Source organism: Lentzea sp. NPDC051213, from assembly GCF_044455585.1.
In the GTDB taxonomy this organism is placed as follows: Bacteria; Actinomycetota; Actinomycetes; order Mycobacteriales; family Pseudonocardiaceae; genus Lentzea.
In genome coordinates this window covers 111,706-131,446 of sequence record NZ_JBITEX010000015.1, presented here as the reverse complement: position 1 = coordinate 131,446, position 19,741 = coordinate 111,706, and the positions used below count along the sequence as shown (strand labels likewise).

Sequence of the window (19,741 nt, the reverse complement as noted above, 5' to 3'; positions counted from 1 at the left end):
AAGCGTGTCGACTTGACCTCATCCCCCAGGCGCGGCAACAGCATCCATGCGACTCGTGACGGGGACCCCACCGCCGGGTCTGTGTGACTAAGAGCAGGACTGCTCGCCTTCGGCATCGCGTCAGGCAACCGCGCGGCGGGGTGTCGCGTCTGCTTCGGCATACTGGGTTTACAGCCACAGCTAGCTACGAGGTGCGATTTCACGTGTGCGGAGTGCTCGGACTCATCTGTTCTACCGAAGCCACTGCGGCCACCGCGCGTGCCTCTGTGGCCGCAGCACTGCGCTGCCAGCGGCACCGTGGGCCGGATGAGCAGGACACTTGGGCGGATGCCGAGGTCGTCTACGGGTTCAACCGTCTTGGGTTCATCGACCTCGATCACTCCCACCAGCCGCTGGTCTGGGGGCCGCCGGAGAACCCGACGCGGTACACGCTGAACTTCAACGGCGAGATCTACAACTACAAGGAGCTGCGGGCCGAGCTTGCCCAGCAGTTCGGTGCCCAGTTCAAGACGCAGGGTGACGGTGAGTCCATCGTTGCCGGGTACCACTACCTCGGTGCGGACTGGGTCAAGCGGCTTCGGGGCATGTTCGCGTTCATGATCTGGGACGCGCAGGAGCGGGTTGTTTTTGGTGCTCGCGACCCGTTCGGGATCAAGCCGTTGTTCTGGGCCGCTGGGCCCGGTGGGGTGGCGTTCTCTTCGGAGAAGAAGAGTTTGTTGCAGTTGACCGGTGTGCTCGGGATCAGCCAGGAGCTGGACCAGACCGCGCTGCAGCATTATTTGGTGCTGCAGTACGTGCCGGAGCCCGAGTCGCTGCACAAGGCCATCCGGCGGGTGGAGTCTGGGACCTCGTTCAAGGTTGCTCCCGGTGGGCAGGTGCTGTTCAACCGGTACTTCAAGCCCGTGTTCGCGCCGCGGCCGGTCAACAGCGAGCTTGAGGCTGAGGCGCTGCACGAGCGGATTGCCGATGTCATGCGTGACTCGGTGGCCAAGCACATGATTTCGGACCCTGACGTCACGGTTGGGGCGTTCCTGTCTGGTGGGATCGACTCGACGGCCACGGCTACGTTGGCCAAGTTGCACAACCCGAACCTCATCGCGTTCACCAGCGGGTTTGACCGGCAGGGGTACTCCGAGGTTGATGTTGCCGCTGAGACGGCGGCGGCTATCGGGGTGCGGCACGTCGTTCGGACTGTGTCGCCGGACGAGATGATGGAAGAGCTGCCGCTGATCATCTGGTACCTGGATGATCCGGTGGCTGACCCGGCGTTGGTGCCGTTGTGGTTCATCGCTCGTGAGGCGCGTAAGTACGTCAAGGCTGTGTTGTCCGGTGAGGGCGCGGACGAGCTGTTCGGTGGGTATGTGATCTACCACGAGCCGCTTTCGTTGTCCCCCTTCGAGAAGGTGCCTGGTGGCATCAAGAAGCTGATGGGCAAGGTGTCCACTGCCATCCCGGAGGGTGTGCGGGGTAAGGATCTGTTGCGGCGTGGGGCGCTCAGCCTTGAAGAGCGGTATTACGGCAACGCGCGCAACTTCAGTGATGCGCAGGTGCGGGCCGTGTTCCCTGGTTATGTCGAGGGTATCGGGTTCAAGGACGTCACTGCGCCTTGGTACCGCGAGTCTGAGGGCTGGGACCCGGTGGCGCGGATGCAGCACATCGATCTCTTCACTTGGTTGCGCGGGGACATCCTGGTCAAGGCCGACAAGGTGACCATGGCCAACTCGATCGAGCTGCGGGTGCCGTTCCTCGATCCTGAGGTGTTCCGGGTCGCGGCCGAGGTGCCGCTCGACCAGAAGCTCACCGAGGGCACTACCAAGTACGCGCTGCGCAAGGCGTTGGCGAAGATCATTCCGGCGCACGTGCTCAACCGGCCCAAGCTGGGCTTTCCGGTGCCCATCCGGCACTGGTTGCGGGCTGAGATGTACGACTGGGCTCGCGGGATCATCGCGGACTCGCAGACCGGCCACTTGCTCGACAAGAACGCGGTGCTGGACCTGCTCGCCGAGCACAAGTCGGAGCAGTTCGACCGCAGCCGGCAGCTCTGGTCCGTGCTGTGCTTCATGATCTGGCACGGGATCTTCGTCGAGGGCCGGATCAGCCCGAAGGTGCCGGAGCCGGTGTACCCGGTCCGCCTCTAGTGAGTGGTCTTGGCGACACATTCCCGTAAAGGGCTTGTTAGTTGTCATAGGCTAACGAAGTGGCCATCCGGGGGAGAAACGCGCGCTCGACGTTCGTGATCGACACACGTCCGCTGAAGATCGTCGCGTATCGCCGGTTGTGGCTCTCCACGATCGTCACGGCGGTGGGCTCCCAGCTCACCGCCGTTGCCGTGCCCAAGCAGGTCTTCGACCTCACCGGGTCGTCAGCTTGGGTCGGCATCGCCGCTGGTGTCGCGCTCGTTCCGCTGCTCGTGTTCGGGCTGTGGGGCGGCGCTATCGCGGACACGGTCGACCGGCGCAAGTTGCTGCTCGTCACGAACTCGGGCATCGCGGTCTCGTCGGTGCTGCTGTGGGTGCAGGCGGCGCTGAACGTCGGCTCGGTGTGGCTGGTGATCGCGCTGCTCGGTCTTCAGCAGGTGTTCTTCGCGGCCAACGCGCCTGCGCGGCAGGCGTCGATCGCACGGTTGGTGCCGGCCGAGTTGTTGCCGTCGGCCGGTGCGCTGGGATCCACGGTCATGCAGTTTGGCGCGGTGCTCGGGCCGCTGCTCGCGGGTGCGTTGATGCCCGTCGTGGGGCTGCCGACGCTGTACCTGGTGGACGCGATCGCGCTCGTGGTCACGGTCTACGCCGTGTGGAAGCTGCCGGCTATGCCACCGTTGGACGGGGTGGTGCGGCGCGCGGGGCTCAAGGACGTGTTCGCGGGGTTCGTCTACCTCTGGGCGCAGAAGGTGCTGCTGGCCAGCATGTTGCTGGACATCATCGCGATGGTTTTCGGCATGCCGCGGGCGCTCTTCCCGGAGATGGCCCAGCACACGTTCGGCGATCCGCCCGGTGGCGGGTTCGCGCTGGGTGTGCTGTTCGCGGCGATTCCGGTCGGCGCGGTGCTCTGCGGGCTCACGTCCGGGTGGATCACGAACATCAGCAGGCACGGCGTGGCGGTGACGCTCGCCGTCGTCGGCTGGGGTCTGGCGATCATGGGGTTCGGCCTCGCCGGCTCGCTGTGGGTCGCGGCGGCGTTCCTTGCGCTGGCCGGTGCGGCGGACATGGTGTCCATGGCGTTCCGCGGCGCGATCCTGCAGTCGGCCGCGACGGACGAGATGCGCGGACGGATGCAGGGCGTCTTCATCGTCGTGGTGGCGGGCGGCCCGCGCATCGCAGACCTGTTGCACGGCACGGGTGGCGCGGCGTTCGGCACGGCGGCGGCGGTGACCGTCGGTGGCGTGCTGGTGATCGTGGCGACTGTTGCCGCTGTGCTGTTGTTGCCGGCGATTTGGCGCTATCGCGTCAGTTCCGCGAGCTGATCTCCGCTGCGGCGGGCTCGCTGATCTTCACATCGCTGCCCCAGTCGGAGAAACGCGCCTCGTCGACGATCAGCGCGTTCTGGAACTCGGTGGAGAACTTGATCCGGACCGGTAGGCCCTGCCCGTCCAGTTCGATCTCACCGGCCGTCTTCGTGACCTTCTGGTCGAGGGCGAGTTTGACCTCGTTGCGCAGGGTCTCGTCGGTGAGGCTGTCGTACGCCTTCTGGTAGTCGACGATGATCGAGTAACTGGTGCGGCCGGCGACCTCTGTGGTCAGCCTGAGCTCGCCGCCTGCCCCGAGCACCGGCAGGTGGTACGTCGTGAAGACGGCCTGCTGGTAGATCACGTCGTGGAAGCCGAGCAGGGTGTTGGTGAAGTCGTCGTTGTCCGTGCGCGTCAGCTTCACCCACGGCTTGTCGGCGGGCATGCCGAACACTGCCGGGAGCTTCACGAACGCGCTGTCCTTCTTGGTCGAGACGAACCGGAGCTCTTCGGCCTTGCCGCCCGTCTGCACCGGACGGGTGGTGGTCGTGTCGATGCTCGGCACGGCACCGAGGCGGACCGCGCCGTTCGCGGGGGCGGTGACGCCGCCGGTGGCCGACGGCTCGATGGTGAAGCGGTAGGTGGCCTTCTCGCCGACGGCCTTGGTCACGCCGGCCACGAGGCTCTTCACGTCGGAGTACTGGATCGGTCCCGCCGCCGGCGGTTCCGACGTGCAGGCGGTCAACGCCGCGGCCACGAGGAGCAGTGTTGCCGCGCGTTTCATTCAAACCCCCAGGTCGGGACACAGCTGGTGAAAGATCGCCGAATTGTTACACCAATTGGGTGAGGTAAGCGTCCGTTCGTGCTGGTAGCCAGGCAAAACGGGCACAATCCCAGGGCATGGCTGAAGCGACTCCACAAACGGAGCAACCAGAGCTACATCGGGCAATCGGCCCGAAGCTGCTGCTGTTCTTCGTCGTCGGCGACATCCTCGGTACCGGCATCTACGCGCTTACCGGCAACGTGGCCGGCAAGATCGGTGGCGCCCTCTGGCTGCCCTTCCTGCTCGCGTTCGTGGTGGCGTTCCTGACTGCCTTCAGCTACCTCGAGCTCGTCGGCAAGTATCCCAAGGCCGCCGGTGCGGCGCTGTACACCAACAAAGCCTTCAAGATCCACTTCCTGACGTTCATGGTCGCGTTCGCGGTCATGTGCTCGGGCATCACCTCCGCGTCCTCGGCGGCACTGGCGTTCGGCCGCACCTACCTGAGGCAGCTGCTCGTCGAGTTCTTCGACGTCGCGCTCAGCCCGGAGTCGTTGGCGATCACCGGTATCGCGATCGTGTTCATCGCGGCGCTGGCGATCATCAACTTCCGCGGCGTGTCCGAGTCGGTCAAGGCCAACGTGGTGCTGACCTGCATCGAGCTGTCCGGCCTGGTCATCATCATCCTGATCGGCATCTGGGCGGTCATCAACGGTGACGGCGAGCCCGGCAGGCTCACCGACATCCACGTCCCGTCCGGCAGCAACGTGCTGCTCGCGGTCACCTCGGCGACGGCGCTCGCGTTCTTCGCGATGGTCGGCTTCGAGGACTCGGTGAACATGGCCGAGGAGTGCCGCAACCCGGTCAAGATCTTCCCGCGCGCCATGCTGTGGGGCATGGGCATCGCGGCGCTGATCTACGTGCTGGTCGCGATCACGTCGTCGTTGCTGATCCCGGCCGACGAGCTCGCCAAGGCGGGCAGCAGCGCGTTGCTGAGGGTCGTCACGGTCGGCGCGCCCGGCTTCCCGCTGTGGATCTTCGCGTTGATCGGCCTGCTGGCCGTCATCAACTCGGCGCTGATCAACATGCTGATGGCCAGTCGTCTGCTCTACGGCATGGCGAACGAGAAGATCATCCCGAGCTTCTTCGGGGCGGTGCACCCGTTCCGCCGCACGCCGTGGATCTCGATCGTCTTCACGACCGGCGTCGCGGTGATCCTGGTGTCGACCGCGGACATCGGCAAGCTCGGCGGCACGACGTCGTTGCTGCTGCTGGTCGTCTTCACGATCGTCAACGTGGCGTGTCTGGTGCTGCGCAAGGAGAAGTCGGAGCACAAGCACTTCAGGGCGCCCACCTGGGCACCGGTGCTCGGCGCGATCACCTGTGCGTACCTCGCGATCCCGTGGACGTCCGGCCGTCCGTTCGACGACTACAAGATCGCGGGCTACCTGCTCCTCGCCGGCCTGGTGCTCTGGGGCATCAACCGCGTGCTGCACGGCAAGGTGGAGATCCACCCGGAGAACCTGTCCAAGTAAGGCTTCTAGTCCAGCAGGTGCCTCAGGAACCGGTCGGGCTCACTCAGGAAGTTCCGGGTGAGCGCGACCGGTTCCGCTGTGTCGTAAGAGACTTCGTCGATCGTGTCGGTGATCTCGAGGATCGTGGCGTTCGGCGCGGCGAGCAGGATCGGCGAGTGCGTGGCGATGATGAACTGCGAGCCCTCGTCGACGAGTTCGTGCATGCGCCTCAGAACGGTCAAGCACCCTTTGACGGACAGTGCGGCCTCCGGCTCGTCGAGCACGTAGAGCCCACGCCCGCCGAACCGGTGCGTCATCAGGTCGATGAAGCTCTCGCCGTGTGACCGCTCGTGCAACGACTTCCCGCCGTACGACGCGTGAATCCCGTCGCCGATCCGGTCGATCTCGGTGGCGACGTTGTAGAACGACTCCGCTCTGAGGAAGTAGCCGGTGCGCGGCTTCTTGATGCCCCAGCTCAGCGTGAGGTAGTCGCCCAGCGACGACTCGGTGGCCTTGGTCGCGAACCTGAACGACTGGGATCCGCCCTCCGCGTTGAACCCGGCCGCCACCGCGATCGCCTCGACCAGCGTGGACTTGCCCGCGCCGTTGTCGCCGACGAGGAACGTGATCGGCTTCCTGATCTCGAGCGGATGCCTGGTCAGGTGCTGCACGACCGGCAGCGTGAACGGGTAGCGGTGGGTATCGTCCTTCTCGTCGAGCCGGACCTGGCGGATGAACGTCATCCGAGCCGGGCCAGTTCGACCGGGTCGTGTGCGCAGAACACCTCGGCCTCACCGCTCGCCTTGAGCTCCCTGAGTCGCTCCACATTGGACAGTCGCTGCGCGCGGATCGTCTCGGTCTGGTTGGCGGTGAGCTTCAACGCGAAGATGTTGCTCGGCGGCGTCTCGACCTCGCCGCGGTAGAAGTACGCGTCACCGGCGTGCAGCAGCCAGCCGTCGTCGGACTTCACCGCGATGCCGGTGTGGCCGCGGGTGTGCCCGATCAGCGGCACCATGAGGATGTCCTCCGGCAGGCCGGCGATGTCCTGCACGGCCTCGAACCCGAACCACTTCTCGCCCTCGGCCTTGTGCGTCTCGAAGGTGACGCCCTCGCGCTGGGCCTTCGGGTACCGCCCCTGCTCCTTGATGTTGCGCGGGTTGGTGGCGGCCTCCAGTTCGGTGTCCAGCACGTGCACGGTGGCGTTCGGGAAGTCCCGCAGCCCGCCCGCGTGGTCCAGGTCGAGGTGGGTGAGCAGGATGTGCCGCACGTCCTCCGCGCCGTAGCCGCGCTTCTCGACCTGGAAGATCGCGGTCTCGTTGATGTCGAGCATCGGCTTGAGCAGCGCGCGGCTGAGCCCGTTGATCGTCGCCTTGGGGTTGCTCACCTCGTTCGTGCCGAAGCCGGTGTCGACCAGGACGAGGCCCTGGTCGGTCTCGATCAGCAGGCAGTGGGCCACGATGCCGCCCGCGACCAGGGGAGGCCGCATGGTGGCGCAGTTGAGGTGATGAACCTTCATGGGCAAATCCTTCCGTTGGCCCCGTAGGCTTCAGCCTCATGTTGGGGATCTCGTACGAGGGTGCCACCGCTGTGATCACGACTGTAGGCGCGGGCCTGCGGTCCTTCGAGGTGGACGGCGTTCCGTACGTGGAGACATTCGGCGAGGACGAGAAGCCGCCGATGAGCGCCGGTGCCGTGCTGATCCCCTGGCCGAACCGGACAGCAGGTGCCTCGTGGGTGCTGGACGGGGTTCCGCAGCAGCTCGAGGTCACCGAGCCGGCTCGGGGGAATGCGATTCACGGGCTGGTCCGGCGTCGTCCGTGGTCCGTTCTGGAGCACACCGGTTCGTTGGTCTCGCTGCAGACGACTGTTGAGCCTCAGGCCGGGTGGCCTGCGGCTTTGAGCGTCACCGTGTCTTACGCGTTGGACGACAACGGGCTGACTGTCACGCACGGGGTTTCCAACGTCGGGGATGTCCCCACGCCGTTCGGGGTGGGGACGCACCCGTACCCGCGAGCCGGCAACGCTTTGACTGATTCGTGCACTTTGACCCTGTCCGCCACGACGGTGCTGCCGCTCGACACCGACCGGATGGTGCCTTCCGGGCCCGCCACGCCGGTGGAGGGCTCCGAGTTCGACTTCCGGGACGGTCGGGTGCTCGACGGAGTTCGGCTGGACACCCCGTTCGGTGGCTGTGAGCCGGGCCGGGACGGGCTGGTGCGCCACTCGCTGACCTCGCCGGACGGTGGGGTCGAGGTCTGGGCGGATCCGGCGTTCCGGTGGGTGCAGGTGTACACGCCGGACTCGTACCCGGACCGGGGGCGGGCGGTGGCGATCGAGCCGATGACCTGCCCGCCCGACGCGCTGAACTCGGGGGTCGACCTGATCTGGGTGGCACCGGGGGAGTCGTGGGGCGCGCGGTGGGGGATCAAGCCCCTCTCGTAGCGAAACCGCCCACGAACCGTTAGCGTTGCTAACCATGAACATCGCGATCACCGGTGGCTACGTCGTGCCCGTCGACGGCGAACCCGTCGAAGGCGGCACTGTCCTGATTCAGGACGGCAAGATCGTCGCGGTTGGCGCCGACGTGGACATCCCGGACGGTGTCCCGGTCGTCGACGCGGACGGCGCCTGGGTGCTGCCCGGCTTCGTCGAGGCGCACGGCCACATCGGCGTCCACGAGGAGGCTGAGGGCTGGGCCGGTCAGGACACCAACGAGATGACCGACCCCGTCGGTGCCCGGATGCGGGCGCTCGACGCGATCAACCCCGCTGACCTGGGTTTCGCCGATGCGCTCAGCGGTGGTGTCACGACGGCGGTGATCAAGCCGGGGTCGGGCAACCCGATCGGCGGGCAGACCGTGGCCGTGAAGTGCTGGGGGCGCACGGTCGACGAGATGCTCCTCAAGGAGCCGGTCAGCGTGAAGAGCGCGCTCGGCGAGAACCCGAAGCGGGTGTACGGCGACAAGAACAAGCTGCCGTCCACGCGGCAGGGCGTCGCCGCGGTCATCCGCGACGAGCTGACCAAGGCGCAGGACTACGTGGCGCGCAAGGCGGAGGCCGAGCAGGACGGGAAGGTCTTCGAGCGCAACACCACGCTGGAGATCCTGGCCAAGGTGCTCAGCGGTGAGCTGCCGTGGTGCCAGCACGCGCACCGGGCCGACGACATCGCCACGGCCATCCGGTTGTCGGAGGAGTTCGGCTACAAGCTGATCCTCAACCACGGCACCGAAGGCCACCTGATCGCGGACCTCATCGCGGACAAGCAGATCCCGGTGATCATCGGTCCGCTGTTCACCGCACGGTCCAAAGTGGAGCTGCGCAACCGGGGGCTGCGCAACCCCGGCATCCTCGCGCGGGCCGGCGTCGAGTTGGCGATCACCACGGACCACCCGGTCGTGCCGATCCACTTCCTGGTGCACCAGGCCACGCTCGCGGTCAAGGAAGGCCTCGACAGCGACGTGGCGCTGAAGTCGATCACGACGAACCCGGCGCGGATCATGGGCTTGGACGACCGGGTCGGCGCGCTGAAGCCCGGGCTGGACGGCGATGTCGTGATCTGGTCCGGGGATCCGCTGGACGTGATGAGCCGGGCCCTGCAGGTGTTCGTGCAGGGGCGTGAGGTTTACACGTTCGACGAGCGCAAGGGTGAAGGGGTCGTGGCCGACCCCTTCTACCGCGAGTCCTAACGCAGCCCGCGGCCGATCACGAGGCGCTGGATCTGGTTCGTGCCCTCGAAGATCTGCAGGACCTTGGCCTCGCGCATGTAGCGCTCGACCGGGAAGTCGCGGGTGTAGCCCGCGCCGCCGAGCACCTGCACGGCGTCGGTCGTCACCTTCATCGCCGCGTCCGTGGCGATGAGCTTGGCGATCGACGCCTGCTGGCGGAACGGGCGGCCGCGGTCGCGCAGGCGGGCGGCGTGCAGGTAGGTCGCGCGGGACGACTCGACGGCCGCGGCCATGTCGGCCAGCAGGAACTCGAGGCCCTGGAACTCGATGATCGGGCGGCCGAACTGGGTGCGGGTCTTGGCGTACGCCACGGCCTCGTCCAGTGCCGCCTGTGCCAGGCCCACCGCGCAGGCCGCGATGCCGAGGCGGCCGGAGTCCAAAGCGGACAGTGCGATCTTCAGGCCGTCGCCCTCGGCGCCGATCAGGCGGTCGGTGCCGAAGCGGACGTTGTCGAACTGGAGTTGCGCGGTGATCGAGCCGGTGAGGCCCATCTTGCGTTCCGGCGAGTCGGCGGTCAGGCCCTGGGTCTCGCCCGGTGCGAGGAAGCAGGAGATGCCGCGGCCGCCGTCGGGGGACGTGCGGGCCATCAGCGTGTAGAAGTCGGCGGCGCCGGCGTGCGTGATCCACGCCTTGGTGCCGTTCACGACGTACTCGGAGCCCTGGCGCACCGCGCGGGTCGACATCGCGGCGGGGTCGGAGCCTGCCTGCGTCTCGGACAGCGCGTAGCCGCCGAGCAGTTCGCCCTCCAGCATCTCGGGCAGCCAGCGGTCCTGCTGCTCGCGTGAGCCGAAGGTGGCCAGGCCGTAGCAGGACATCACGTGCACGGACATGCCCACGGCGACTGTCATCCACGCGGAGGCCACCTCTTCGAGGGCCTGCAGGTACACCTCGTAGGGCTGCGCGCCGCCGCCGAACTCCTCGGCGTACGGGAGCCCGAGCAGGCCTGCCCTGCCCAGCAGGCGGAACGCCTCGCGGGGGAACTTCTCGTTCTCCTCGGCGTCCGCGGCGTGCGGCTTCAGCTCGTCTCGCGCGATCTCCTTGACCAGCGCGATCAGGTCTTCGGCCTCTTGGGTGGGGAGCAGCCTCTCGGCGGGCATCGTCGACCTCCGGTGTGTACTGGTAACTGTACTGTAGGACGTGTGTCAGTACAGCTCCAGTGAATGTGGCAGGGTCGTCACATGACGCGGGCTCTCACGCAGCGGCAGGCCGAGCTGCTCACCCGGCTGGAGGCTCTCTTCCTCACCGAGGGTTTCGGTCATCTCACCCTGGATGACATCGCGGGCAGGCTGCACTGCTCGAAATCGACGCTGTACACGCTCGCCGGCAGCAAGGAACAGCTCGCCGTGCGGGTGGTCGGCCGCTACTTCAAGGGTGCGGCCGAACGCATCGAGAAACGCATCGCAGGCCTCGCTGACGTGCGCAAACGCATCGGCAGCTACCTTGCGGGCGCCGCGGAGGAGCTCAACAAGGCCTCGGCGGCGTTCATCGCCGACGTCTCGGACTTCCCGCCCACGCGTGCCACCTACGAGCGCAACGCCCGTGCCGCCGCCGAGCGCATCAAGGCGTTCATCCAGGACGGCGTCGAGCTGCACGTCTTCCGCGAGGTGCACGCGACGCTCTTCGCCGAGATGGCCGGGTTGCTGATCGAGAGCATCCAGACGGGTGTCCTCACGAAACGGGCGGGTGTTTCGGACTCCGAGGCGTTCACCGCACTGGGCGAATTGTTGTTGGATGGCCTCCAGAGGACGGGTGCCTCCCAGAAGGAGTAGAACGCTGTGATCGTGGTTGCTGGTGAGGCTCTGGTCGACATGGTGCCGGTGGGCGACGAGGACCTCGCGCCGCTCGCACCGAAGCTGGGTGGCGGGCCGTACAACGTCGCGGTGGCGCTGGGGCGGTTGAACGCTCCCACGAGCTTCCTGTCGCGGGTCTCGAACGACATCTTCGGCGACCAGCTGATCAAGCGGCTGCACGCGTCGAACGTCGCGACCGATCTGGTCCAGCGCGGGCAGGAGAACACCACCCTCGCCGTCGTCGGGCTCGCCGACGACGGTTCCGCGCGCTACTCGTTCTACGTCGACGGCACGGCGGACCGGCTGGTCGAGGATCCCGGCCCGCTGCCGGCGGAGGCCGAGGCCGTCTCGTTCGGGACGCTGTCGATGGTGCTGGAGCCCGGCGCCTCGGTGTACGAGAAGGTCCTGCGGCGCGAGAGCAAGCGCTTGCTCACCGTTCTGGACCCCAACATCCGGGCAGGGCTGATCGACGATCCGGGCGCCTACCGGGCGCGGTTCCGGTCGTGGCTGCCGGACGTCGGCCTGCTGAAGGTGTCGGTCGAGGACGCGCGGTGGCTCGCCGAGGAAGGCGACGTGATCGAGATCGCACGGGCGTGGATTTCACAGGGGCCGGCCGCCGTGGTGCTGACCAAGGGTGGCGACGGCCTGTCGGTGATCACGCCCGCGGGTCAGGTCGACGTGCCGCCCGTGAAGGTGGATGTCGTCGACACGATCGGGGCCGGCGACACGGTGCAAGGTGCCCTGCTCGCGTGGCTGCACGACCACGACGCGCTCAGCGTGGAGAAGATCGGTGCACTCTCAACCGATGAATGGACCGGCGCATTGACCTACGCGGGTGCCGCCGCCGCGATCACATGTTCCCGTGCCGGTGCCGAGCCGCCCTTTGCGAGCGAACTCACCGCCGCCCTGGGTGGATAAATCGGAACAACGGACTACCGTGAGGTAGCGCGCTAGAAACCTGGCATTCCGATGTGATGCCGGTCCCATCTCACAGAATCGGTTCACACCGCGGCTGCGAGGCGGGCACGCCGCCGACTAGCGTGAGTGAACTTGAAGACTCAGATCCCAACGGGGTGGTCAGAGACGACGGCAGCCGATGGCTGTCGCCACCCCGTCCGAGCGTTGAGAGGGACTTGAATGCCCGACGCGACGACTGCGCCGACCGACCCACAGACCGTCGCGCTGCGCCACGAGGGCGGAGAGCTCGAGATGAAGGTGGTGCGGGCGTCCGAAGGCGCGTCCGGCATCGAACTCGGCAAGCTGCTGTCGACCACCGGTCTGGTAACCCTGGACACCGGCTTCGTCAACACGGCCTCCTGCTCCTCCGAGATCACCTACATCGACGGTGACGCGGGCATCCTGCGTTACCGCGGTTACCCGATCGAGCAGCTGGCCCAGCGGTCGAACTTCATCGAGGTCAGCTACCTCCTCATCTACGGCGAGCTGCCCACCGCCGCCCAGCTCGAGGACTTCTCCTCCAAGATCAGCAGGCACACCCTGCTGCACGAGGACCTCAAGCGCTTCTTCGACGGCTTCCCGCGTGACGCGCACCCGATGCCGGTGCTGTCCTCCGCGGTGTCGGCCCTGTCGACCTTCTACCAGGACTCGCTCTCGCCGTTCGACGCCAACCAGGTGGAGATCTCCACGATCCGCCTGCTCGCGAAGCTGCCGACCATCGCGGCCTACGCGTACAAGAAGTCGGTCGGCCAGCCGTTCCTCTACCCGGACAACTCGCTCGGCCTGGTGGAGAACTTCCTGCGCATGACCTTCGGCTTCCCGGCCGAGGCCTACGACCTCGACCCGGACCTGGTCCGCGCGCTCGACCTGCTGTTCATCCTGCACGCCGACCACGAGCAGAACTGCTCCACGTCGACCGTGCGCCTGGTCGGCTCGTCCGAGGCGAACCTCTTCGCCTCCATCTCCGCCGGCATCAACGCCCTGTTCGGCCCGCTGCACGGCGGCGCGAACTCCGCGGTGCTGGAGATGCTCGAGAAGATCAAGGCCGACGGCGGCGACGTGAAGTCGTTCGTCAACAAGGTGAAGAACAAGGAGGACGGCGTCCGCCTGATGGGCTTCGGTCACCGGGTCTACAAGAACTACGACCCGCGCGCCGCGATCATCAAGAAGACGGCCGACGAGATCCTCAACAAGCTCGGCGCTGACGACCAGCTGCTCGACATCGCGAAGCAGCTGGAAGAGGCCGCCCTGAGCGACGAGTACTTCATCTCCCGCAAGCTCTACCCGAACGTGGACTTCTACACGGGTCTGATCTACCGGGCGATGGGCTTCCCGACCAAGTTCTTCACCGTGCTGTTCGCGCTCGGCCGGCTCCCCGGCTGGATCGCGCACTGGCGCGAGATGATCAACGACCCGGCCACCAAGATCGGCCGGCCGCGGCAGATCTACACCGGGCCGACGGAGCGCGACTTCATCGCGATGGAGAACCGCTGACGCCAGACCGCTCGATGAAAGGCGCGCCCGTTCTGCGGGCGCGCTTTTTGCTTTGTAGCGTCAGGGGGTGACCTCCGTTGTTTGGTTCCGCCGTGATTTGCGAACATCCGATCATCCGGCGATTCTCGCCGCGGCGGAACGCTCTCCCCGGGCGCTCGCGTTGTTCGTGCTCGATGACAGGTTGCTGAAACCTTCGGGCCAACCCCGAATCGATTTCCTGCACAGGTGTTTGCACGCCCTCAACGAACAGCTCGGCGGCCGCCTGATGGTCGTCCACGGCGACCCGGTGAAGACCGTTCCCCGCATCGCCCAGGAAATCGGCGCGGAGAGCGTCCACATCTCCGCGGACTGCGCACCGTACGGCCGCCGCCGCGACGAGGCCGTCGAGGAATCGTTGGGGGACATCGAGCTGGTCCGCTCCGGCTCGCCCTACGCCGTCACGCCGGGCCGCGTGCGCAAGGCCGACGGCACGCCGTTCAAGGTCTTCACACCGTTCCGCAACGCCTGGCTGGACCACGGCTGGCGCAAGCCGGCCGACACGTCGGAATCCACTGTGGACTGGATCGAACCGGGCCACAGCACGAAACTCCCCATCAGCAAACAGAAACTCCCAGACGCCCAAGTGCTGTGGGAGAAGTTCCGCGACGAACGCCTCCAGGACTACGACCAGACCCGCGACCGCCCGGACCTGGACGCGACGAGCAGGCTGTCGGCGTTCCTGAAGTTCGGCGTGCTGCACCCCAGGACGTTGCTGGCCGAGTGCGACGGGACGTTCCGCAGCGAGCTGGCGTGGCGCGAGTTCTACGCGGACGTGTTGTGGCACAGGCCGGAGACCGCGCGGGAGAACTACGACCGCAAGTTCGACCGGATGACGCATGACGACGACGTGGAGCTGTTCGAGGCCTGGAAGGACGGCCGCACCGGGTATCCGATCGTCGACGCCGGGATGCGCCAGCTCAAGCAGGAAGGCTTCATGCACAACCGGGTCCGCATGATCGTGGCGAGCTTCCTCGTCAAGGACCTGCACCTGCCGTGGTGGTGGGGTGCGCGGCACTTCATGCGGTACCTGATCGACGGCGACATCGCGTCGAACCAGCACAACTGGCAGTGGGTCGCCGGCTGTGGCACGGACGCCGCGCCGTACTTCCGGGTGTTCAACCCGTTGACCCAGGCCAAGAAGTTCGACCCGGACGGCGCGTACGTGCGGAAGTACGCGCCGGACTCGCCACAGATCCAGCCGATCGTGGACCACGCGGTCGAACGTCAGGTGGCGCTCGACCGCTACCAGGCCCTCAAAGCTTGAACGCCTCTCGGAGCTTGACCCGAGCACCGGTCCGCAGCACGGCGTTCGCGTAGACCTTGCCGCCGAGCCAGGTGATCGCCGCGATGGCACCCAGCGCCAGCGCGATCGCGAGCAGCACCTGCCAGGTCGGTGCGACGCCCAGCGCCATCCTGCCCGGCATCAGGATCGGGGCGAACGGTGGCAGCAGCGACAGCACCGTGACCGTGGGGCCGGAGGGGCTGCCGATCATCAGGTTGATGCCCGCCACGAACGCCACGATGATCGTCATGCTGATCGGCGTCAGCACCGACTGCAGTTCCTCCTGCCGGGACACCAGTGACGCGGCGGCCGCGAACACGGTGGCGTACAAGAAGAATCCGAGCAGATACCAGAGCACGCCCGTCAGCAGGGCCGTGCCGCCCAGCGCGCCGACGTCTATCACGTCGAACGACGACGACAGCATCAACCCGACCGTGGAGATCACCAGTAACTGCAACAGGCCGACCGCGCCGAGCCCGATCACCTTGCCCAGCAGCAACTGCCACGGTCGCACGGTGGCGAGCAGGATCTCCACCACCCGGCTGGACTTCTCCTCGACCACGCCCTGCGCCACCATCGTGCCGTAGACCAGCAGCGAGTAGTACAGCAGCGCGGCCACGATCAACCCGATCGCGAGCCGCTGACCTCGTTGTGGGTCAACGGGTTCCAGTGCGGTGACGGCCACGCTGACGTTCGCCAGGTTCTGCGCGACCTGCTGCGGCGAGATGCCCGCCTCGGCGAGCTGGGCGACGAGCACCTGCTGGCGCAGGACGTCGTTGAGCACCGTCGTCAGCACCTCGTCGCCGGAGCCCTTGACGATCATCTTCAGCGACGGTGGCGCGCCGGTCACCAGGGCGTCCAGGGCGCCGTCGCTGACGAGCTTCTCGGCGTCGGTGGTGGTCGTGACGTCGCGCGTCTCGACCTCGATGCCGAACGACTTCGCCTTCTCCTTCAACGGTTCCGCGAGCTGCGTCGCCTGCCCGCTCAGGCCGACCACGCTGCGCTGCTGGTCGTCGAACAGGACAGACTGCAGCACCACGTACCCGGCGAGCACCGCGATGATCACCGCGGTGCCGATGAGGAACGACCTGGTGCGCACCTTCGTGACGAACTCGCGCCGCGCTATCAACGAGACCGCTCGGGTCGACGTCATGCGCTCCTCGCCTCGGTGATCACCACGTTGCGGAAGAGCTCGGTGAGCGACGGGCGCTGGCGGGAGAACTCGTGCACGGGGCCGGCGGCGAGCGCTGCCTGCAGCACGAGCTGGTCGTCCACGCCGTCGGCGAGCTCGAGGACGCACCGCGTCCCGTTCTTCTCGATCACCCGCACACCTGTCAGCGTGGCAGCCCAGTCGGTCGTTGGCGACTCAACGACGAGTGTCGCCGCCCCGCCCGCGCGAAGGTCGTCGACGGTGCCGCAGGCGACCATCGAGCCCGCGCTGACGATGCCGACCCGGTCGCACAGCCGTTCCACCAGGTCGAGCTGGTGGCTCGAGAACACGACGGGCACGCCGGCGGAAGCCTTCTCGCGCAGAACGTGGCTCATCACGTCCACCGCGACGGGGTCCAGGCCGGAGAACGGCTCGTCGAGCACCAGGACGTCCGGCTCGTGCACCAGCGCGGCGGCGAGCTGCACGCGTTGCTGGTTGCCGAGGCTCAGGCGCTGCACCTCGTCCGTGCGGCGGTCGCGCAGGCCGAGGCGGGCGATCCAGTTCTCCGCGCTCTTGTGCGCGTCGTTGGTGCTCATGCCGTGCAGCTCGGCGAGGTAGACGAGCTGGTCGAGGACCTTCATCCGCGGGTAGAGCCCGCGTTCCTCCGGCATGTACCCGATGCGACGGCGCGTGTCGAGGTCGACGGGTCTTCCGTTCCACCGCACCTCGCCGGAGTCGGCCGCGAGCACGCCCAGCGCTATTCGCATGGTCGTGGTCTTCCCGGCGCCGTTGCTGCCGACGAATCCGAAGAGCTCGCCCGCGCGCACGTCAAAAGACATGTCCCGCAGGGCGACGACCTCCCCGTAGCGCTTGGAGACGCTGTCGATCTCCAGCACCCCCTCAGGCACGGTGTACCCCTTCGTTAGCCCGGATGGCGGTAATCGGACTCAAAGTATCGGTGAGCAGGGAACGAGTGAAACGATACGGGCGTCTACGGCGAATCGAACGAACGACCAATTCACTCAACGGGGGTGACCATGCAGCCCATTGACCCCGATCAGTGGCTCGCAACGTACGGCGCGAAGATCGAGCAGGCGAAGCAACAGGCCGAGCAGGCTACTGAGCAGCTCGGAGGTGTGGGTGGCAGCGCCAGCTCGCCAGACGGCCTGATCACGGTGACGGTCAACGCGACAGGCGTGCTGACCGACCTGCAGATCAAGCCGGAGGCCCGTGGCATGGACCCCAGCGAGATCGCCACAGCAGTGCTCACCGCGTCCACCAAGGCCCAGCGTGAGGCCTCCGGCCGCGTCGTGCAGATCATGGGCGACTTCGTCGGCGAGAGCCCCGCGCTCGAGTTCGTGAAGGCGCAGATGCCGAACGGATACGCGGGCGACGGAACCGACGAGGAAGAACCGAAGTCGGAGTTGGAGCGCAAGGACCTTCGGCCCGACGACGAGTACTTCACCAACCCGCCCGACGTCATGGCCTGAGTGCAGGAGGGGGTTAGAGCATGCAGCAACAGTTCAACATCGATCTCGATGAGCTGAGAACCCACGCCGCGAACGTGGACCGGCTCACCGAGCGGTTGCGCAAGGCCACCGAGACGTGCGACCCGGGCTCGCTCACCACCGAGGCCTTCGGCGTCTTCTGCGGTTTCCTGGCCCAGTTCGTCCTCGAGAAGGCCGGCCTCGGGCAGGACGTGCTCGGGAAGGCCACGAACTCGCTGATGGACATGGCGACCGGGCTCAAGGAGACGGTCGAGCAGTACGAGCAGGTCGACCTCGACAACATGTTCGGCTTCAAGGGAGGCCGGGGATGAACGCCCCCGCGCAACAGGCCAAGGCTGCCGACACGCAGGCGCTGATCAGCAACATCTCGAACACCTACTCCGCCATCGAGCGGGGCGACTGGGTCGCCGGCGGCCTCGGCATGGCCAACACGGCGATGGGCATGATCGGCATGTCCGGGAACCCGCTGAGCGGCTTCCTCGCCGCCGGGTTCAGCTGGGCGATCCAGCACGTCGACTTCCTGCGCGAGCCGTTCGACATGCTGCTGGGCAGCCCGGAGTCCATCTCCAAGATGGCGCAGACCTACCGGTCCGCGGGCCAGCAGGTGCAGGGCATCGCGACCGAGTACGAGCGCATCTGCGTCCAGCAGACCCGCGAGTGGCAGGGCAGGGCCGCCGACGCCTACCGCGCGGCCGCCAAGAAGCACGCGGGCGGCATGGAGTCGCTCTCCAAGGCCACCCACGGCATCGCCGCGGCGGTCGAGGGCGCGGGCAAGCTCGTCGCCGAGGTCCGCAAGCAGATCATGGACCTGATCAGCCAGGCCGTCGCCGACATGGTCATGAAGATCATCCAGTGGCTGGCGGCGTCGATCCTCACCTTCGGCGCGGCCATCGCGGGCGCGATCGCGGACATCGTGTCGACCGCGGTCAAGTACGCGAAGAAGCTGGCGGACTTCCTGCAGAAGCTGCTCGGCTCCGTGAAGAAGCTGATGGACCTGATCAAGTCGGTCTCGCAGATCGCCAAGATCGCCGAGCAGGTCATCGACGCGATCTCCGCGCTGGCGCACAAGGGTGCGGGCGGTGGCGGTGGTGGCGTCAACCGGCCGACCTCCGGCGGCTTCGACGGCCTGCGCGGCGACCAGCAGGACCATGCCCACACGGGTGCCGGTGGGACGTTCACGAGTGGCGCCACCGGCGGCGGCCCCGGCCGCAACACCGGTGGCGACGGCCTCACCAACGTCCGTCCCGGCTACCAGGGCGGCGACGCGAGCGGCTACCAGGGCCCCTACGGCCAGGGGCCGGGCGTGGGCGCTGGCCCCCAGGTGCGGCCCGTCTACACCCCGCCCGGTTCGCAGGGCGGCGGTGCCGGCGGTGGCCACCTGCCTCCCGGGCACACGGATGCCGACCACCACCGTCCCGGTGGCGGCCACACCGACGCCGATCACCACCGTCCCCCAGGCGGCGGTGCCGGCGGCGGCTCTGGCGGCGGCTCGATCCCGTCCGGTTCGGGTACCGGCGCCAACGGTCCCGGCCGCTGGGTGCCTGGCCACTGGGAGGCGGACACGACGACGGCTGCCGGTGGCAACCCCGTGACCAAGCCGCCGTCGTTCGGCGGAACGCCGACCACGACGAACGCCGACTGGTACCGCCCGTCCTCCGAGACCACGGCCTCGGCCGGTGGTGGCGGTGGGGGCGGCGGCGGAGGCGGCGGCATCCCCAAGGGCATGGGCGGCGGCGGTGGTGGCGGCGGCATTCCCGCCGGTGCCTTCGGCGGCGGCCCGGCCGGTGGTGGCGGTGCCGGTGGTACCGCCGCGACGCAGTTCGGTGGCGCGGCCGGTGTCATGCCTGCTGGTGGCGGCGCTGCCGCGGCCGCTGGTGGTGCGCCGCACGGTCCCGGTGGTGGCGGTCCTGGTGGCGGTGCCGGCGGCATGATGGGTGGCGCCCCGATGGGTGGCGCCGGTGCCGGTGGCCAGCAGGGTGGCAACAGCGAGCACAAGCGGAAGGTCAAGATCGAGGGCGAGGCCCTGGTCGACCCGCCCAAGGCCGCGAAGCCGGTCATCGGCGAGTGATCCTGCGCTCTTC

18 protein-coding genes are annotated in these 19,741 nt (G+C 67.4%); 12 read left to right on the top strand and 6 right to left on the bottom strand.

Translation table 11 applies throughout. The features are described 5' to 3' along the window. Window positions 1–203 precede the first annotated feature (203 nt). Complete coding sequence (gene asnB, locus ACIA8G_RS43195; RefSeq protein WP_396424642.1) at window positions 204–2,138, top strand: asparagine synthase (glutamine-hydrolyzing); 1,935 nt, start codon at window positions 204–206, stop codon at window positions 2,136–2,138. A 59-nt stretch (window positions 2,139–2,197) separates the two neighbouring features. Next, window positions 2,198–3,460, top strand: coding sequence for an MFS transporter (locus ACIA8G_RS43190; protein WP_396424641.1), 1,263 nt, complete (start codon window positions 2,198–2,200; stop codon window positions 3,458–3,460). Here ACIA8G_RS43190 and ACIA8G_RS43185 read toward each other — a convergent pair. Continuing rightward, window positions 3,444–4,226: a hypothetical protein gene (locus ACIA8G_RS43185; RefSeq protein ID WP_396424640.1), complete on the bottom strand. Its 783-nt coding sequence runs from the start codon at window positions 4,224–4,226 to the stop codon at window positions 3,444–3,446. The genes ACIA8G_RS43190 and ACIA8G_RS43185 overlap by 17 nt on opposite strands. A gap of 116 nt (window positions 4,227–4,342) precedes the next feature. Between ACIA8G_RS43185 and ACIA8G_RS43180 the strand changes: the two genes are divergently transcribed. Next, entirely contained in the window at window positions 4,343–5,737 is a 1,395-nt protein-coding gene (locus tag ACIA8G_RS43180) for an APC family permease (protein WP_396424639.1), read from the top strand. A gap of 5 nt (window positions 5,738–5,742) precedes the next feature. On the opposite strand, the gene ACIA8G_RS43175 is transcribed toward ACIA8G_RS43180, so the two are convergent. Both ACIA8G_RS43175 and ACIA8G_RS43170 read right to left on the bottom strand, forming a co-directional pair. Beyond that, window positions 5,743–6,459, bottom strand: a complete 717-nt coding sequence (locus ACIA8G_RS43175; protein ID WP_396424638.1) for an AAA family ATPase — start codon at window positions 6,457–6,459, stop codon at window positions 5,743–5,745. Next, window positions 6,456–7,232, bottom strand: a complete 777-nt coding sequence (locus tag ACIA8G_RS43170; protein ID WP_396424637.1) for an MBL fold metallo-hydrolase — start codon at window positions 7,230–7,232, stop codon at window positions 6,456–6,458. The genes ACIA8G_RS43175 and ACIA8G_RS43170 overlap by 4 nt, the downstream gene beginning before the upstream one ends. 38 nt (window positions 7,233–7,270) lie before the next feature. Between ACIA8G_RS43170 and ACIA8G_RS43165 the strand changes: the two genes are divergently transcribed. Both ACIA8G_RS43165 and ACIA8G_RS43160 read left to right on the top strand, forming a co-directional pair. Next, a complete protein-coding gene (locus ACIA8G_RS43165; RefSeq protein WP_396424636.1) occupies window positions 7,271–8,158 on the top strand; it encodes an aldose 1-epimerase family protein in 888 nt (295 codons plus the stop codon). Window positions 8,159–8,192: 34 nt separating this feature from the next. Beyond that, entirely contained in the window at window positions 8,193–9,401 is a 1,209-nt protein-coding gene (locus ACIA8G_RS43160; protein ID WP_396424635.1) for an amidohydrolase, read from the top strand. Here ACIA8G_RS43160 and ACIA8G_RS43155 read toward each other — a convergent pair. After that, window positions 9,398–10,537 (bottom strand): acyl-CoA dehydrogenase family protein, encoded by a 1,140-nt coding sequence (locus ACIA8G_RS43155; RefSeq protein WP_396424634.1) that lies wholly within the window; start codon window positions 10,535–10,537, stop codon window positions 9,398–9,400. The two genes, ACIA8G_RS43160 and ACIA8G_RS43155, sit on opposite strands and share 4 nt — an antisense overlap. Window positions 10,538–10,618: 81 nt before the next feature. Here ACIA8G_RS43155 and ACIA8G_RS43150 point away from each other — a divergent pair, with 81 nt between their 5' ends. From ACIA8G_RS43150 to ACIA8G_RS43135, 4 genes are all read left to right on the top strand, one after another. After that, window positions 10,619–11,209 carry a TetR/AcrR family transcriptional regulator gene (locus tag ACIA8G_RS43150; RefSeq protein WP_396424633.1) on the top strand — a complete coding sequence of 197 codons (591 nt, stop codon included), beginning with the start codon at window positions 10,619–10,621 and terminating at the stop codon, window positions 11,207–11,209. A gap of 6 nt (window positions 11,210–11,215) precedes the next feature. Next, on the top strand, window positions 11,216–12,148 hold the full coding sequence (locus ACIA8G_RS43145) for a carbohydrate kinase (protein WP_396424632.1): 933 nt from the start codon (window positions 11,216–11,218) through the stop codon (window positions 12,146–12,148). Window positions 12,149–12,367: 219 nt separating this feature from the next. Further along, window positions 12,368–13,681 (top strand): citrate synthase, encoded by a 1,314-nt coding sequence (locus ACIA8G_RS43140; RefSeq protein WP_396424631.1) that lies wholly within the window; start codon window positions 12,368–12,370, stop codon window positions 13,679–13,681. Window positions 13,682–13,748: 67 nt separating this feature from the next. Then, entirely contained in the window at window positions 13,749–14,984 is a 1,236-nt protein-coding gene (locus tag ACIA8G_RS43135; protein ID WP_396424630.1) for a cryptochrome/photolyase family protein, read from the top strand. Here the strand turns inward: ACIA8G_RS43135 and ACIA8G_RS43130 are convergent. Beyond that, window positions 14,974–16,155 (bottom strand): ABC transporter permease, encoded by a 1,182-nt coding sequence (locus ACIA8G_RS43130; protein ID WP_396424629.1) that lies wholly within the window; start codon window positions 16,153–16,155, stop codon window positions 14,974–14,976. The two genes, ACIA8G_RS43135 and ACIA8G_RS43130, sit on opposite strands and share 11 nt — an antisense overlap. Next, complete coding sequence (locus ACIA8G_RS43125) at window positions 16,152–17,060, bottom strand: ABC transporter ATP-binding protein (RefSeq protein WP_396424628.1); 909 nt, start codon at window positions 17,058–17,060, stop codon at window positions 16,152–16,154. The genes ACIA8G_RS43130 and ACIA8G_RS43125 overlap by 4 nt, the downstream gene beginning before the upstream one ends. 129 nt (window positions 17,061–17,189) lie before the next feature. Here ACIA8G_RS43125 and ACIA8G_RS43120 point away from each other — a divergent pair, with 129 nt between their 5' ends. The 3 genes from ACIA8G_RS43120 to ACIA8G_RS43110 are packed head-to-tail and all read left to right on the top strand — an operon-like array spanning window position 17,190 to window position 19,728. Further along, entirely contained in the window at window positions 17,190–17,642 is a 453-nt protein-coding gene (locus tag ACIA8G_RS43120) for a YbaB/EbfC family nucleoid-associated protein (protein WP_396424627.1), read from the top strand. A 20-nt stretch (window positions 17,643–17,662) separates the two neighbouring features. Then, on the top strand, window positions 17,663–17,971 hold the full coding sequence (locus tag ACIA8G_RS43115; RefSeq protein ID WP_396424626.1) for a type VII secretion target: 309 nt from the start codon (window positions 17,663–17,665) through the stop codon (window positions 17,969–17,971). Continuing rightward, complete coding sequence (locus tag ACIA8G_RS43110) at window positions 17,968–19,728, top strand: WXG100 family type VII secretion target (protein ID WP_396424625.1); 1,761 nt, start codon at window positions 17,968–17,970, stop codon at window positions 19,726–19,728. Before ACIA8G_RS43115 ends, ACIA8G_RS43110 begins: the two co-directional genes overlap by 4 nt. Window positions 19,729–19,741 lie beyond the last annotated feature (13 nt).